Genomic DNA, 14944 nt, shown 5'->3' with positions numbered 1-14944 from the left:
TTCACGCCTGTCAGATCAAGTCTGAACTATTACAAATAATATGCGAAATTCATCGAAACCTCTTTTACTTATTGATGGCCAAGGTAACATTTTAGGCCATTTTGTTATCGTAAAAATAGAAGAAACACAGAAATATTTTTTTCCGAATGGTGAACCAAGGAAAACTGAGTTTCATTTAAGTTTAAAACATTATAGCAATTTATCATCACAAAATAACACTACTGACTTTACTGCAGCTGACAATGATGTACTACAAAACTAAAGAAAATGACATGTTAGATTTTATTTGCTGGAGACACTATGGATTCAGCTCTGGCACAGTTGAGGTTGTATTAAAAGCTAATCCTGGTCTTGCAGAGTATGAGCTTCTTCCTGCAGGGTTAACCATTAAACTGCCTGTAATTCAAAAAGCAATACAAAAGCAAGTAGTAAAACTATGGAATTAAAGTGACACCAGACTTTAGTATTTCAGTAGAGGGAGTTTTAATCACTGAGCTGATAAAGAGTCGATTGGTATCAATGCATATTACTGATGAAGCTGGAGTAATAAGTGATACTGCTATAATTCACCTTGATGACCGTGATTCGTTATTTGAGATTCCTAGAACTGGAGCAAAGCTGAATATTTTACTTGGATATAAAGAAACTGGCATTGTGCCAATGGGAGGTTACATAGTAAATGAAATTGTGTTACAAGGCCCGCCACAGGCGTTAAAAATTAAGAGTCATGCAGCAGATTTAAAACAGTCTTTAAAGGAACAAGTGTTTAATGAGTGGCATCAAACTACTTTAAGTGATTTAGTGGAAAAAATCGCAAACAAACATGGCTATCAAGCTAAAGTTGCTGAAGAGTTTGCAAGTATCATGATATCACATATTGATCAGACCGCAGAGAGCGATATGCATTTTTTAACCAGGCTTGCTCAAATTTATGGAGCAATAGCAAAACCTGCAGGAGGGTATTTACTGTTTGTTTCAAAAGGAAAAGCAAAATCAGTTACCGGAAAAACTTTAAGCACTATTACTTTCACACCTGGAGATATTACAAATTGGAAAGTAAGATTTAATGAGCGTAATCAATATGGCTCGGTTATTGCCTACTGGTATGATTATGAAAAAGCAGAGACTATAACAGAAAAAGTAGGTGATCAGGAACCAAGCTATATTCTGCGAGATGTTTATGCAAGCAGTGATTTGGCGCAAAGTGCAGCATCTGCAAAATTAAATCAGCTGATGAGCAGTACAGTAACACTTAATATCACAATGCCAGGAAGTCCTGAATTATTTGCCGAAGCAAAGATCAACCTTTTGGGGTTTCGCAAAGGAGTTTATGGTGATTGGATAATAAATAAGGCTGGGCATGTAATTGATAATTTGGGCTATCGTACTATATTAACAGCAGTTATGGGAAAGTAAATTGATAATTTCCTCATAAATATCTTTTTTTTCTTTATTATTGTTTAATTCCTCTACAGCAAGATCTAAAGGAGTTTTTTTATCTTTATTTTTAGCAAGAGAATGTGCTCCATTTTCCAGTAGAAATTTAGTAATTTCCAAACGTCCTTCCTGTGCAGCATAGTGCAAAGCTGTCCAGCCAAAAGCATCAGTAATATTTATATCAATGCCCTCTTTAATTAGAAATTTTACAACTTCTAAACAGCCTCCGCTTGTAGCATAGTGTAATGATGTTGCGCCAAAATGATGAGTAGCATTGATATCTACCACATTTTTTATTAAGGACTTTACAGTATCTAAGTTACATTTTTTAGCTGCAGTAGACAATCTTTCCAGATTATTGCCATTTGCATTACTTTTTATTGGTATGTTTTTTGAAGGTCTAAAATGTTGAAACAAAAAGATAGTACATATTATTGGTATTATCGAATTTACTAATAATTTTCGAAAAAGGCTAGATTTCATGTCTCTTATATTATTTGCATCGCTTGTTCAGTGCAACCAATTAACTTTATTTTAGAAAAGATTTTTTGGACGTAATTTTGATGAATCTTGTATATATCAATACGCAGCTATTTGTGCAAGAGAACTTTAAGATGAAAAACCAAAGTACAGGAAAGATCCCTGTAGCAGTAATTGCTACTATGGTAATACAAACAATAGCATTTATCTGGTGGCTGGCCAAACTCGACTTAAGAGTACACATGCATGATAAATTTATAGAACAAAACCAAAGGACTACAGAAATCATCTATCGTCTTGAAGAAAGGGTCAAAAACCTTGCTGAAGAAGTTAACGAGCTTGAGCAGAGACAAAAATAACTATAACAAATGACAAAGTACATTTTATCTGTAGATGGAGGAGGAATTAGAGGAATAATTCCTGCCATTATTCTAGCAGAAATTGAATCTAGGACAAAAAAGCCAATTTCCCAGATCTTTGACTTAATGGCAGGAACCTCAACCGGTGGAATTGTTGTTGCTGGACTTTGTAAAAGCAATAAACTTCAATACTCTGCCAATGATTTGGTTGAACTTTACCAAGAGTATGGACCATATATCTTTCAAGCATCACTTTGGAGAAAATCAATCGCTTCTTGGCTGAGTGGTTCTCAGTACTCATATAAAAATATGGAATTTATTCTCAACAAATACTTCGGCGAAAGCACTATGGCCGATGTTGCTAGTAATCTACTGCTCACCAGTTATGGCATTCACAATAGTTGTGAATTTTTCTTCAAAAGTTGGAAAGAAGAAAACATTAAGTTAAAAGATGCACTCAGAGCTACAACAGCTGCTCCAACGTACTTCACACCAAAACGTCTAAAAATTAGCCAAAGAGAGAGAGTGTTGATAGATGGCGGAGTGTTTGCCAATAATCCAGCGGCTTGTGCATATGCAAGTGGTAAAAGGTTATTTCCAAATGATGAGATTATACTGCTATCAATAGGCACTGGTGGAACAAATAGAAGTATAAAGTATGCTAACTCAAGGAGATTTGGCAAAATAGGGTGGATCAAGCCACTACTGAATGTGATGTTTGCTTCTGGATTGGATTGCGTTGATTATCAACTAGAACAAGTAATAGATGATAAATACATAAGAATACAATCGCAATTGAAAGTAGCATCGACTGAGATGGACAATATTACACTCAAAAATATCAAATTTCTTCAGCAAGAGGCAAGTAAAATGATAGAGGATAACCAGAAAGTGATAGACAAATTCTGCAAGCAAAATCCAAAACTATAACTGAGCTAGAAAAACGAAATAAGCGAGTTTCTAGTATCTACTTTAATAAATTTACTAAAATATTTTTTTAATATTATATATTGAATACAGAAGCACAAGAATTTCATTCAGCAATGCAGATAATTAATTATGTAATCACCTTCGTTGATATTTTAATATATTGTGTAGAAATCAGTAAACTAATGTTGCTTTTAATTCAGGTTAAGTTTTGGAAGCGTGATTTTCAAGTTCCTCAATAGATAAATCTGTTATTTTAGAAATAGCATCAACAGAAACGTCCAACATACGTAGATTATTTGCAACCTTTATTGCCTCTGCTTTGTAAATCGGGAATGTTGCTACCAAATGTTGACATTAAACTTTATGATATGAGGTATCTTTGATGTTTTTACGCTACTAAATTCATGATATCCATCTCTTGGCGATTTAAGCCTATTTTTAGAGTATTTATAAAAAGACGATAAGACCCCTTCTACATCTAAAGCCTAAAATGCAATTCTCAGATGATCTCTGACAGACGTTTTTTTCATCAACACATTCAAAACAATAAAAAGATTGAATATTTCTTCAGAATTGTGTATAATTATTAATGCTTTTTAAGTGGATTTCCTATTGTTCTTTCCAAGTTTCTTGGTGCACGTAACGATTATACTCTAAAAGGAATGTTGGTTACTGAGAAGAATGAAGACATCATCATCAGCGAAAAAAAAGAGAAAATTGACGTAGCTACTTAAGGCAGGTGTCTCTATTGCAGCTGAGACAGCTGATCACTCATGATCAAATAAAAAAGTTATAAGCACACAGATTGGATTACAGTATCTTTTTTAAGAAGAAGATTTATCTTGCTTAAAAACTTGTAGATGCTATATTTTACATAAATTCTTCAATGCGAGGCTTTTATGTTTACTAATAGAATATCTAATAATCTGGATCAGCTGCAATTTTTTGTAGAGTTTTTAAATGAAAATTATGAAACTCAGAAACATCTTGGTCTTACACCGCTACATTTAGCAGCAGGAAATGGTCAGTTGGATTTAGTCAACACTTTATTAGGAGAAGGTTTAGATATTAATTCAGAGATTAAGTACGATGGCTTTACGCCACTGTATTTTGCAATTGCAAAAAATCGCTTAGAGATGGTTAACTTTCTTATTGCTCATGGAGCAGATGTAAACCATAAGGCCATTCTAGGCTTTACACCTTTAAGTTTTGCATCCCAGCAAGGCTATTTAGATATAGTCAACACCTTGATTGCAAATGGAGCAGATCTTAGTACTAAAACAGATAAACTTAATACACCTTTACACCTAGCAGCAGAGAATGGTCATCTAGATATAGTAAATGTTTTTATTGAAAAGGGATTAGATGTTAATGCTGTAAATAATGATCGAGCAAGACCTTTGCATTCTGCAGTACAAAATGGTAATCTCGAGGTAGTTAAAGCTCTTGTTTCACATGGGTCTGATATTAATGCTGGATCTTTAGGAGTAGGTAATCATAAAGTTGATGCGAACATTACAGCCTTACATCTGGGAACACAAACTGGTAGATTAGATATAGTTAAGGCTCTGCTTGAAGCGGGAGCAAACGTTAATACAAAAACAGGTGATAAGATTACACCTCTACATTTAGCGTCTCAAAATGGCTTTTTAGAGTTAGTAGACATTTTAATAAAAGCAAAATCTAATGTTAATGCTAAGGATTATGAGAATCTTACACCTCTGCATTTAGCAGCAGAACGTAATCACTTTGGAGTAGTTAAGTCTCTTCTTCTAGTAAGGGGAATTGATGTTAATGCTAAAGGCCACGATAATTCCACAGCTTTACATATAGGATCTCAGAATGGTCACTTAGAAGTAGTGAAGCTACTAATAGAGAAAAAAGCCAATGTTAATGCTAAAAAAAACGAAGGTTTTACACCTTTGCATCTAGCAATTCAGCAAAGTCATTTCGAGGTGAGTGATTTTTTAATTAAAAATGGAGCAAACATTAACAACGTGGATGATCAGAATTGGACTCCTTTACATAATGCAGCATATAATGGTTTTTCTTTAAAAATAGTAGAGAGCTTAATTGCAAAAGGAGCAAATATAAATGCAAAGATGGATGATGGTAGAAGAGCTCTACATTTGGCCGCAGAGCATAATCACTTGGAAATAATGAATTTCTTGGTTGAAAATGGAGTAGATGTTAATGCTCTAGATAACAGAAGTTGGACTCCTCTACATTGTGCAACATATGATGGTAATTTAGAAGTTGCTAAATCTTTGCTTAATAAAGGAGCAGACATTAATGCTAAAACAGTTAAAAGTACTACACCTCTACACTTTGCAGTAGACCATGATCATTTAGAGGTGGTTGAATTGCTCTTAAAAAAAGGGGCAGAAGTTAATGCTCTAGATCACACAAATTGGACTCCTTTACATTTTGCAGCAGAAAAAGGTTATGATCAGATAGCAACCGTTCTATTGAAACATGGTGCTGATGTAAATGTAAAAGAAAATCAAAATAAAGGCACAGCCCTACATCTTGCAGCTCAATATGGTCATCCTAAGGTAGTTAAAACTCTTATTATAAATGGAGCGGATGTTAATGCAAAAATGGATAAAAATGCTACGCCTTTACACTTAGGGGCACAAATTGGTAATTTAGATATAGTTAGGTCTCTACTTATGAGCGGAGCATACTTTAATGCTGGAGCTGAAGGAGATAGATATGTTTTACCATTACACTTTGCAGAAAGAAGAGGAAACCCAGAAGTTATAAAATTACTAAAATTGACTGAGAAGTTATTTAAGGCTATAGAAGATAATAATTATTTAGGAATTGAGAGTTCAATTAGAGATGGAGCAATCACTAATTCGAAAAACGTGGATGGAAGAACGCCATTACATTATGCTGTTAATAATGGGCATATAAAAGTTGTAAATATCTTGCTAGCAAATGGAGCTGATGCTACTAAAGTTACTAACAAAGGTAATACACCATTACACACTGCTGCTTCCAAAGGTCATAAAGAAATTATTGAAGCTTTGTTACAACGTGTAAGCCACAATAAATTGAGTGATTTTATTAATGCTAAAACAATAGTTAAAGGCACTACATCGTTGCATGTTGCTACTGAAAATAGCTTTTTTGAAGCTGTAAAGTCTTTGTTGAAACATGGTGCAATTTATAACATCAAGAATAAAGAAGGTAAAACACCACTTGATCTTTCTCGAGACCAGAATATTACTAACCTATTGAAATTAGTAGAAGAGCTGTTTGAGAATGCAAAAAATGGTAATGTTGAAATTATCAGTAAGCTGAAAGCAATAAAACCTGATGAGCGCGTAGCTGTAACAAATGCTCGTGATGATCAAGGCAAGTCATTAGTCCAGGTTGCAGTAATTAATAAACACTCAAACCTTGCAAGTAGATTATTAGAAATATTAAAAAGTCCAGATCAGAGTTTACAAGATGTCAGCGTAGAAAATCGAGTAAAGAGTTTGAAGTTATAGCTCTCTTAAATGAAACTCTAATGAGGGTGCCAAGATCTAGATCATTTAGAAAATTATAGTGGGCTTTACATCTTATTAATTATAAATTAACTTACTATCTAATCAATCCCTAAGTCATGTATGAGTAACATTTTGATAATATTAGCAGCAGGAAAGAGCAGTAGAATGAATTCTGAATATTCAAAAGCGTTGCACCAAGTGGGAAATCTTACTCTTTTAGAGCATATAATTTCTAATGCAAAATCGCTGAGTCTAAAAAGCTTATCAATTGTTGTTAACAACTCCCTTCTAAAAGATTTAGAAAAGTTTGATACCCTAAAAAGTATAATCGATCAATACAATATAAAACTAATAATTCAAGAAGATATTACAGGTACTGGCACTGCAGTTAAAATTGCTCTAGAAAATCTGGAGGAGTTATCTGATCAAGACATAGTTTTAATACAGTATGGAGACACTCCCTTTATATCTAGTGATACAGTTATGAAAATGACTGATTGTTTAAAGTATAATAATTTAGTTCTTCTTGGATTCAATAGTCAAGATGAACAATATGGAAGATTAGTAATTGATAATTACGGAAATGTTCAAAAAATCCTAAAAAATGGAGATAAAATGCTTCTTGCAAACTCTGGAATAATAGTTTCATATGCTAAAGATCTTTTTACCTTAGTAAAAGAAATAAAATTTAATAATTCGACCAATGAATATTGTCTTAATGATATAGTACCCATTGCAGCAAACAATAACTTGAGTGTAGGTTATGTAGTTTCTGATGAAAGAGAAGCAATGGGAGTAAATAATAAAGAGGATTTGATTAAAGCCGAACACTATTTTCAAAAAAAAGGCGGCCAACTTTTCTTTCATAACTACATTTTTTTATTCATTAATTTAAGTTGACATTTGTTTTATACTGGTTTTATAATACCTTTTGATTCTTACTCGTAAGATAATTGGTACGACAAATTTTCCTAGTTGTAGTGAGAGGGTATACATGGGGATATTAATAACAGGTGCTGCAGGTTTGATAGGGTCAACCTTGGTGAAAAAGTTAGAAAACCAGGGCCATGAAGTAATAAGCTGTGATATTAGGTTTCACAACAATCCACTCAGTTTTTTTTCAGAAGATATAGTACCACTACTTGCTAAGTGTACAGGAATTATTCATCTGGCTGCAATTTCTCGAGTTATACATGGTGAACTTTATCCTGAACTGTGTAGAAAAATTAATGTTGATGGTACAATGCAGTTTTTAGGGTTATGTAAGTCACTTTCAAATAAACCATGGTTTATATATGCAAGTAGTAGGGAAGTCTATGGAGAGCAGAAGGAACTGCCAGTTACAGAATCTGCTAGTATCGATCCAATAAATAATTATGCAAAAGGTAAAGCATTTATTGAGGAACAAATAACAAGTTCAAAAGATTTTAATGTAGCAATATTACGCTTTTCAAATGTATACGGTGGTTTACTAGATCATAACAGTAGAGTAATTCCTGCACTCTGTATTAATGCATTAAGAGGTGATCCAATTAAAATAGAAGGTAAAGAATGTGTTTTTGATTTTACCTATTTGGATGATGTTATAGAGGGTATATGCTTAACTGTTAAATATTTACAAAGCGAAAAATCTTCTCTTCCTGCTATTCATCTTACTACTAATAGCCCATGTACTTTAGAAAACTTAGCAAAAACAATATTAAAAGTCACGAAAAGTGGTTCTAGAATTGATTTTTATCCTCCAAGAAATTTTGATGTAACTAAGTTCCATGGTGATTTTACTAGAGCTAAAGAGCTACTTGGTTGGTCTCCAAAACATTCATTAGAAGTAGGATTAAGTAAATTTATAAAAAGTCTACAAAACAATACACAACAATATCCTAACAATATAGATATGGTAATATATGAAAATATTAAAAGTTATTCATGGTTACCCTCCTTATTATAGTGCTGGTTCAGAGGTTTATAGCCAAACTCTTGCTCATGAACTAGCAAATAACAATGAGGTACAAGTATTTACTAGGTATGAAAATAGCTTTTTACCTGATTTTTATTACACTACAGTCCTAGATAGTAGTGATTCCAGAATCTTACTGCATTTAATTAATATACCCATAGCTAAATATCGTTACAAATTTATCAATGAAGAAGTAGATATACAATTTAAAAGAGTAATAGATAACTTTCAGCCAGATCTTATACATTTTGGTCATCTTAATCATCTATCAATTACTTTACCAGAAATTGCTTTTAAAGAAAATATACCTACAATTTTTACGCTACATGACTTTTGGTTAATGTGTCCAAGAGGAAGGTTTATTCAACGCAATTCTGAAGATTTGTTACGGCTTTGTGATGGACAAAAGGATCAAAAATGTGCAACCCAATGTTACAAAGGATATTTTACAGGAGATAAAGAATTCCTGAATTTAGACATAAATTATTGGGAACAATGGGTTGCAACTAGAATGAAGCACACAAGGAAAATAATAGACTATATAGATTACTTTATTTCCCCATCGAAATTCTTGATGGATAAATTTACTCAGGATTTTAATGTTCCGATAAACAAAATTTCTTATCTTGATTATGGTTTTGATCTCAATCGTCTTAAGAATAGAAATAGAGTACAAGAAAAAGAGTTTATTTTCGGTTATATTGGTACTCATACTCCCGAAAAAGGTGTTGACCTATTACTAAAGGCTTTTTCTCACTTACCATCTAAAGCAAAACTTAGAATTTGGGGAGCAGCAAGAGAAGAAACTAAAGCTTTAAAAGCGATTGCCGATCAGTTTTCACCTGTTGTTAAAGAAAGAATAGAGTGGATGGGAAGTTATGATAATAAGAATATAGTTACTGACGTATTTAATAAAGTTGATGCAATAGTCGTTCCTTCAATTTGGGGTGAAAATTCACCATTAGTAATACATGAAGCACAGCAACTTAGAATACCAGTTATAACAGCCGATTATGGTGGTATGGCAGAATATGTAAGAGATGGACTATTATTTAAGCACAGAGATGCAAGTAGTTTATCAGAAAAAATGCAAATCCTATCTACAGATCAGGGGTTATATAGTAAACTTACCCAAAAAGGCTATCCTTATACTGAAAATGGAAATATACCTTCTATGAGTGAGCATATTGAGAAACTTAACAAGATTTACCGTAATGCTATTGAAAAGAAAGGCAAATCAGTAGCTGTTAAACCCGGTCCTTGGAGAATTACTTTTGATACTAATCCAGATTACTGCAATTTTGCTTGTATAATGTGCGAATGTTTTTCACCATACAGCAAAGTTAAAGAAGAAAAGAAAGCTAAAGGAATAAAACCTAAGATACTGTCGATAGAAACTATCAGAAAAGTAATTAAGGAAGCAGCTGGCACACCTTTAAGGGAAATCATTCCTTCTACTATGGGTGAACCTTTAATGTACAAAAGCTTTGATGAAATAATCAATTTGTGCCATGAGTTCGGCCTTAAGCTTAACCTCACGACCAATGGTTCTTTTCCTATTAAAGGAGCTAGAAAATGGGCTGAACTATTGGTACCAATTTTATCTGATGTTAAGATTTCCTGGAATGGGGCAACCAAAGAAACTCATGAAAGAATCATGAAAGGTTCAAAATGGGAAGTAGTGACAGAAAATTTAAAAACTTTTCTTGAAGTTAGAGATAAATACTTTAGCAATACAGGTGAAAGGTGTACCGTTACTTTACAATTAACATTTTTGGAAAGTAATTTACATGAACTCTATGACATAGTTAAGATGGCCATAAAAAATGGCATAGATAGAGTTAAAGGACATCATCTTTGGGCACATTTTGAGGAAATTAAGGATCTATCTATGAGAAGAGATGAGTTAGCAATTAGTAGATGGAACACGGAGGTGAGAAGGTTATACGAACTTAGAGATAATATGCTATTGCCAAATGGTAAAAAGATAAAATTAGAAAATTTCACAATCCTTTCTCAAGAAGGTATTAAGGATTTGGCTCCAGGTGGTCAATGCCCATTTTTAGGTAAAGAAGCATGGATAAACAATGAAGGAAAGTTTAGTCCTTGCTGTGCCCCAGATGAACTCCGTAAGACATTAGGAAATTTTGGTAATGTTAATGAGGTTAAACTCGAGGAAATATGGCAGAGTAGTGAGTACCTAAGCTTACAAAAAAATTATTTAAATTACAAATTATGCAAAACATGCAACATGAGAAAACCTTTGATCAATTAATCAAAGATAATCTTAGATCTATTAAAATTTCACCGTGTGAGAGGTTTCACGAGTTGCTAGGAAATCCTTTGTATGAAAATAGGTTTATAAAGGTTGGTAAATTTCATGAGCCCGGTCTTGCACCGGTTTATGATCAGATAGGCGCTTATCATATCAATGTGAGAGGAGAAGCAGTTTATCATCATAGATTTCTAAAAACTTTTGGATTCTACTTTAATAGAGCGGCCGTAGAAGATGATACAGGGTGTTACCATATTGATTCATCTGGATGTAGAGTATACAAACAGTCGTATCAATGGATTGGAAATTATCAGGAAGATGCTTGTGTAGTTAGAAGACATGATAAATGTTTTCATATTAATTTAAATGGCAACAGGATTTATCAGGAGGAATATGATTATGTTGGAGATTTTAAGGATGGTATCGCTGTAGTCTATAAGGATGGCAAAGCTACACATATTAATCATCATGGAAAGTTAGTACATAATAAATGGTATAAAAAACTTAATGTTTTTCATAAAGGGTATTCTATTGCAGAAGATCAACATGGTTGGTTTCATATAGATATTAATGGTGATCCTGTTTACCAGCAGAGATTTAAAATGGTAGAAGCATTCTATAATGGGATGGCAAAAGTTGAAACTCTTGAAGGTGTGTTAGGACAAATCGATATTACCGGAAATGTAAAGTTTAATATTTTTGATTTAGGTAAAGAATCTCAAGTGCATAGGATTTCTGCAGAACTTTCAGCCTTTTGGAAAACGTACCTAACAAACGTTGCTATTGAACTTGATTTGTTAAATATTTTACCTGCAACTATGCCGGTTTTATCTAAAAAGTTAAACATTATCGTACCAAATCTAGAAAGGCTGTTAAGGGCGTTGTGGGAAATAGGGTTTATTGATTACGATAAGGACAAGGACTTATGGCAACTATCATCAAAAGGTAAGTGCTTTAAGGAAATACCGTTTTTGTCTAAAGCTGCAACAATGTGGGTGAGAGTTGCAGCTGAAAAGAATTGGTTAAAGATTGCCGATATACTAAAACAGAAGTCAATCTCTTCATTTGAATCTTTTAAGGAAAGAGAAGCATCAGAAGATAAGAAAATAGCGTTTTACCAAGCATTGCTAGGATATTCTAGGTTTGATACTAAAGAGTTTAATTCTAGAATTAATATAGATGATGCTAAGAATATATTGCTATTTGGTGTACATTCTTTATTTCTTGCTTATTCTGATATACACAATAAAGGTTCTATAGGCCTATATAACGAACATAAAGTACCAAGACAGTTAGTAGAAAATTTAAAAGTCAAACTTATAACTCAGGAAGAACTATCAGCTACAAATTATGAATTAGGTGTCTTTTGCTGCTTTCTACAGCATTATGATGATGATAAAGTATTATCTTATTTAAAATTGGTCAAAGGAATATCTCGTATTTTATTGATAGAAACTATTTTAGATTACCGCTCTCCAGCTGGAGGCTCTGTAGATATTAATGTAATGGTTGAAACAGGAGGTAAACTAAGAACATTAAGCGATTGGGAAAAAATACTCAAACAAGTAAAAGGATTCAAAATTTCTTCTGTTGTACCTTTAACAGATTACTTATCAGTCATTGATGTCAGGTGTTAATCATATGAAAATACTACAAAAAAATGGTTTTTTTATTATCAAAAATCTGGTTCCTTTAGAACTAATAACTCAGTCTTTAAGTGATATAACAAATAAAATATCAAAGCTATCCCAAGAACTAAGTGTTTCAACTTCTGACTACTTAAACTGTACCGGCAGATGAGGCATGTTATCTCAAGTAACTAGAATTATATCTCAAGCATTAGATAAAATTATTAAAAATTACCTTGAAAAGTCACTTCAGTGTCAGATACTGCAGAAAAAATCAAATGTTATATGTAAAACTGCTGATTTAATAGATGCAGTTCCCTTCCATCAAGACATCTCCTATAGTTTTAATGATCCTTACCACTTTTCCGTTTGGTTAGCTTTGAATAATGTCAGTGAAACTTCAGGTGCACTACAAATTATAGAAAACAGTCATAAATGGGAAATACAACCTTTAGTTGATTTTTGGTATCCATATTTTTTTGATCAGTACTCAGATAACCGAGAAAATTATAAAATTAAGTCACTACCTATTTCATCAGGAGATGCGATAGTTTTTGATTCACGGTTATGGCATGGTAGTGATAAGAATACAGATGCTAAAGATAGATTTGCTTATGTAACAAGGTGGATTATAAAAGATCAAGATCTTCCCTATGTGCCAAAACCTCAGCCTTCAGTTTTTGGTATACTCAATTGTGGTGAGTTAACAGAATCTATACTGAGAAAATGCTTGTCATTATTTTGCTACCAGGAAAGTATAAAAGTAAAAAACATGGAAGAACTTATCAAGAGCTGGTTAGCCTTTATTACAGACACAACTACAAATATTTCTGAGATCGACACTACTGAGGCTAAGCGAGATTTATATAAGCTACTTATTCTGAATCAAGCATCAGCACTACATGATGCTGGAGACATCTCAGGAAAAATATACAAAAATTTATGGTTTTCACTACTTGTATTTCTCAATAAAAAAGTCACCGTAGTGGAGCTAGCATTGTAAATGAACAGAAGTAGAGTTGATAGCTTCAAATGTGTATTGATGTTCATCTTGAATATAGTATCTAAATTCAAGCTTAATGTACTTATAATGTCTTTAGTTGCCCTGGTGGTAGCTGTTGATTTGTCTTTTAGAAAGTATTTAGTAAAAAATATTCTAGATACAGCTGTAAAATATCAGGAAGGTAATGTAATTGAAAATCTTTTATTACCTGTAAGCGCTTATCTTGGTATGGCATTACTTATCACTACTGCTTTTAGATTCTATGGCTATTTTGTTGACATTCGAATGTTTACCTTAATGCGTCAAAAGATAGCTGATATATCTTTTTGTAGGCTACTCCAACAAGACCATTCCTATTATCAGAACAATTTATCTGGAAGCTTAGTACATAAGGTCAGTAACTTAATGGATAGTGTGATAGAGTTAATAAGATTGCTTATAGATTGTTTTTTCGGTTACAGCATAGCATTAGTCTTAGAGGTTGTCCGGAAACAAGTAAAAGGCTATAATATCTGAAATTTTAGTACGGGGTAAAGATGAGAAAAAAGTATCCAACAGATCTAAGCGAAAGGGAATGGGCAAGAATAGAAAAACACTTCAGAGTATCATACAAGAAAGGAGGAAGGCCGCCAAAGTATAGCAAAAGAGAAATATTAGAAGCAATTTTCTATGTATTGCGTACAGGGTGTCAATGGCGGTATTTACCAAATGATTTTCCGCTATGGAAGACTGTGTATGAGCAGTTCAGGCAATGGAAGAAGCAGGGAATTTTTGAGAAAATGAATTATGAAATTACAAAATATAGTAGAAGAAAAATAGGAAGGAATGAGCAGCCGAGTGCCTGTATAGTAGATAGTCAATCTGTAAAGACTACAGAAAAGGGGGGATCAAAGGCTATGATGGAAGTAAAAAAGTAAAGGGTAGAAAAAGGCATATAATTACAGACACTCAGGGTTTTATACTAGGTTGTTACGTAGGCGCTGCTAACGAAAATGATAGAGATGGTATTAAAATAGCATTAAACAATATGAGAACAAAATATACTAAAGTTAAAAAAATGTGGGCTGACATGGGATACCAAGGAAGAAATTTAAAGAATCACATAAAGGAAGAATATAACATAGATATTGAAATTGTTAAAAGGCCTCCATGTAGATTTTGGGTGCACAAAGATACGCCACCTGAGCTACTACCAACAAGAGAACAAGGGTTTAAAGTACAGCCAAGAAGATGGGTTGTAGAAAGGACTTTTGCTTGGGTTAATAGGAATAGAAGGCTATCGAAGGAGTATGATTTACTCACAACATCCACTGAGAATTTCATATACCTAGCTATAAGTAGGGTTATGTTAAAGAGGGAATATGCTTGAATTTAC

At 33.2% G+C, this 14944-nt stretch carries 15 protein-coding genes and 1 pseudogene; 14 read left to right on the top strand and 2 right to left on the bottom strand.

The features are described 5' to 3' along the window. Positions 1–40: 40 nt before the first annotated feature. The 3 genes from ABWU73_RS03315 to ABWU73_RS03305 are packed head-to-tail and all read left to right on the top strand — an operon-like array spanning position 41 to position 1416. A complete protein-coding gene (locus ABWU73_RS03315) occupies positions 41–262 on the top strand; it encodes a phage tail protein (protein WP_353285514.1) in 222 nt (73 codons plus the stop codon). Beyond that, positions 243–446, top strand: a complete 204-nt coding sequence (locus ABWU73_RS03310; protein WP_065094347.1) for a tail protein X — start codon at positions 243–245, stop codon at positions 444–446. The genes ABWU73_RS03315 and ABWU73_RS03310 overlap by 20 nt, the downstream gene beginning before the upstream one ends. Before the next feature lies 1 nt (position 447). Next, positions 448–1416, top strand: a complete 969-nt coding sequence (locus ABWU73_RS03305) for a phage late control D family protein (protein WP_264951386.1) — start codon at positions 448–450, stop codon at positions 1414–1416. On the opposite strand, the gene ABWU73_RS03300 is transcribed toward ABWU73_RS03305, so the two are convergent. Further along, positions 1393–1854 carry an ankyrin repeat domain-containing protein gene (locus ABWU73_RS03300; protein ID WP_265038305.1) on the bottom strand — a complete coding sequence of 154 codons (462 nt, stop codon included), beginning with the start codon at positions 1852–1854 and terminating at the stop codon, positions 1393–1395. The genes ABWU73_RS03305 and ABWU73_RS03300 overlap by 24 nt on opposite strands. A 197-nt stretch (positions 1855–2051) precedes the next feature. On the opposite strand from ABWU73_RS03300, the gene ABWU73_RS03295 reads away from it, so the two are divergent. Continuing rightward, on the top strand, positions 2052–2276 hold the full coding sequence (locus tag ABWU73_RS03295; protein ID WP_065094365.1) for a hypothetical protein: 225 nt from the start codon (positions 2052–2054) through the stop codon (positions 2274–2276). Positions 2277–2285: 9 nt separating this feature from the next. Then, the gene (locus tag ABWU73_RS03290; protein ID WP_264373666.1) at positions 2286–3206 is read left to right on the top strand and encodes a patatin-like phospholipase family protein; all 921 of its coding nucleotides are present in this window, start codon (positions 2286–2288) and stop codon (positions 3204–3206) included. A gap of 201 nt (positions 3207–3407) precedes the next feature. On the opposite strand, the gene ABWU73_RS03285 is transcribed toward ABWU73_RS03290, so the two are convergent. Next, positions 3408–3551 carry a hypothetical protein gene (locus ABWU73_RS03285; protein ID WP_245610998.1) on the bottom strand — a complete coding sequence of 48 codons (144 nt, stop codon included), beginning with the start codon at positions 3549–3551 and terminating at the stop codon, positions 3408–3410. 554 nt (positions 3552–4105) lie between these two features. On the opposite strand from ABWU73_RS03285, the gene ABWU73_RS03280 reads away from it, so the two are divergent. From ABWU73_RS03280 to ABWU73_RS03240, 9 genes and pseudogenes are all read left to right on the top strand, one after another. Beyond that, complete coding sequence (locus ABWU73_RS03280; RefSeq protein WP_264373665.1) at positions 4106–6706, top strand: ankyrin repeat domain-containing protein; 2601 nt, start codon at positions 4106–4108, stop codon at positions 6704–6706. A gap of 120 nt (positions 6707–6826) precedes the next feature. After that, positions 6827–7606, top strand: a complete 780-nt coding sequence (locus tag ABWU73_RS03275; RefSeq protein ID WP_264711469.1) for an NTP transferase domain-containing protein — start codon at positions 6827–6829, stop codon at positions 7604–7606. A gap of 94 nt (positions 7607–7700) precedes the next feature. After that, positions 7701–8654 (top strand): NAD-dependent epimerase/dehydratase family protein, encoded by a 954-nt coding sequence (locus tag ABWU73_RS03270; RefSeq protein WP_264951391.1) that lies wholly within the window; start codon positions 7701–7703, stop codon positions 8652–8654. Beyond that, positions 8611–10938, top strand: a complete 2328-nt coding sequence (locus ABWU73_RS03265; RefSeq protein ID WP_264951393.1) for a glycosyltransferase — start codon at positions 8611–8613, stop codon at positions 10936–10938. The genes ABWU73_RS03270 and ABWU73_RS03265 overlap by 44 nt, the downstream gene beginning before the upstream one ends. Continuing rightward, positions 10899–12575 carry a WG repeat-containing protein gene (locus ABWU73_RS03260; protein ID WP_264373748.1) on the top strand — a complete coding sequence of 559 codons (1677 nt, stop codon included), beginning with the start codon at positions 10899–10901 and terminating at the stop codon, positions 12573–12575. Before ABWU73_RS03265 ends, ABWU73_RS03260 begins: the two co-directional genes overlap by 40 nt. Positions 12576–12579: 4 nt before the next feature. Beyond that, a complete protein-coding gene (locus ABWU73_RS03255; RefSeq protein WP_353285513.1) occupies positions 12580–12738 on the top strand; it encodes a hypothetical protein in 159 nt (52 codons plus the stop codon). A gap of 3 nt (positions 12739–12741) precedes the next feature. Continuing rightward, positions 12742–13569, top strand: a complete 828-nt coding sequence (locus ABWU73_RS03250; protein WP_353285512.1) for a phytanoyl-CoA dioxygenase family protein — start codon at positions 12742–12744, stop codon at positions 13567–13569. Beyond that, positions 13570–14052: pseudogene (locus ABWU73_RS03245) on the top strand (ABC transporter ATP-binding protein); the annotation flags it as partial. 53 nt (positions 14053–14105) lie between these two features. Continuing rightward, positions 14106–14938 (top strand): IS5-like element ISWpi1 family transposase gene (locus tag ABWU73_RS03240; RefSeq protein ID WP_265017733.1). Its coding sequence is split into 2 segments (ribosomal slippage): positions 14106–14475 and positions 14475–14938, totalling 834 coding nucleotides; the frame shifts between segments, so codons are not numbered across the junction. The last annotated feature ends 6 nt before the right edge of the window (positions 14939–14944 follow it).

This window comes from Wolbachia endosymbiont (group A) of Andrena helvola, assembly GCF_964028415.1.
Taxonomy (GTDB): domain Bacteria; phylum Pseudomonadota; class Alphaproteobacteria; order Rickettsiales; family Anaplasmataceae; genus Wolbachia; species Wolbachia pipientis.
Note: the sequence above shows the minus strand (reverse complement) of the source record. Positions and strands in the feature narration are given on the sequence as shown.

Bases quoted from the DNA above. Each gene is read 5' to 3' on its own strand.
- ABWU73_RS03310 (WP_065094347.1), top strand. From the start codon at position 243: ATGATGTACTACAAAACTAAAGAAAATGACATGTTAGATTTTATTTGC.
- ABWU73_RS03315 (WP_353285514.1), top strand. From the start codon at position 41: ATGCGAAATTCATCGAAACCTCTTTTACTTATTGATGGCCAAGGTAAC.
- ABWU73_RS03290 (WP_264373666.1), top strand. From the start codon at position 2,286: ATGACAAAGTACATTTTATCTGTAGATGGAGGAGGAATTAGAGGAATA.
- ABWU73_RS03295 (WP_065094365.1), top strand. From the start codon at position 2,052: ATGAAAAACCAAAGTACAGGAAAGATCCCTGTAGCAGTAATTGCTACT.
- ABWU73_RS03265 (WP_264951393.1), top strand. From the start codon at position 8,611: ATGAAAATATTAAAAGTTATTCATGGTTACCCTCCTTATTATAGTGCT.
- ABWU73_RS03250 (WP_353285512.1), top strand. From the start codon at position 12,742: ATGTTATCTCAAGTAACTAGAATTATATCTCAAGCATTAGATAAAATT.
- ABWU73_RS03260 (WP_264373748.1), top strand. From the start codon at position 10,899: ATGCAAAACATGCAACATGAGAAAACCTTTGATCAATTAATCAAAGAT.
- ABWU73_RS03280 (WP_264373665.1), top strand. From the start codon at position 4,106: ATGTTTACTAATAGAATATCTAATAATCTGGATCAGCTGCAATTTTTT.
- ABWU73_RS03255 (WP_353285513.1), top strand. From the start codon at position 12,580: ATGAAAATACTACAAAAAAATGGTTTTTTTATTATCAAAAATCTGGTT.
- ABWU73_RS03270 (WP_264951391.1), top strand. From the start codon at position 7,701: ATGGGGATATTAATAACAGGTGCTGCAGGTTTGATAGGGTCAACCTTG.
- ABWU73_RS03275 (WP_264711469.1), top strand. From the start codon at position 6,827: ATGAGTAACATTTTGATAATATTAGCAGCAGGAAAGAGCAGTAGAATG.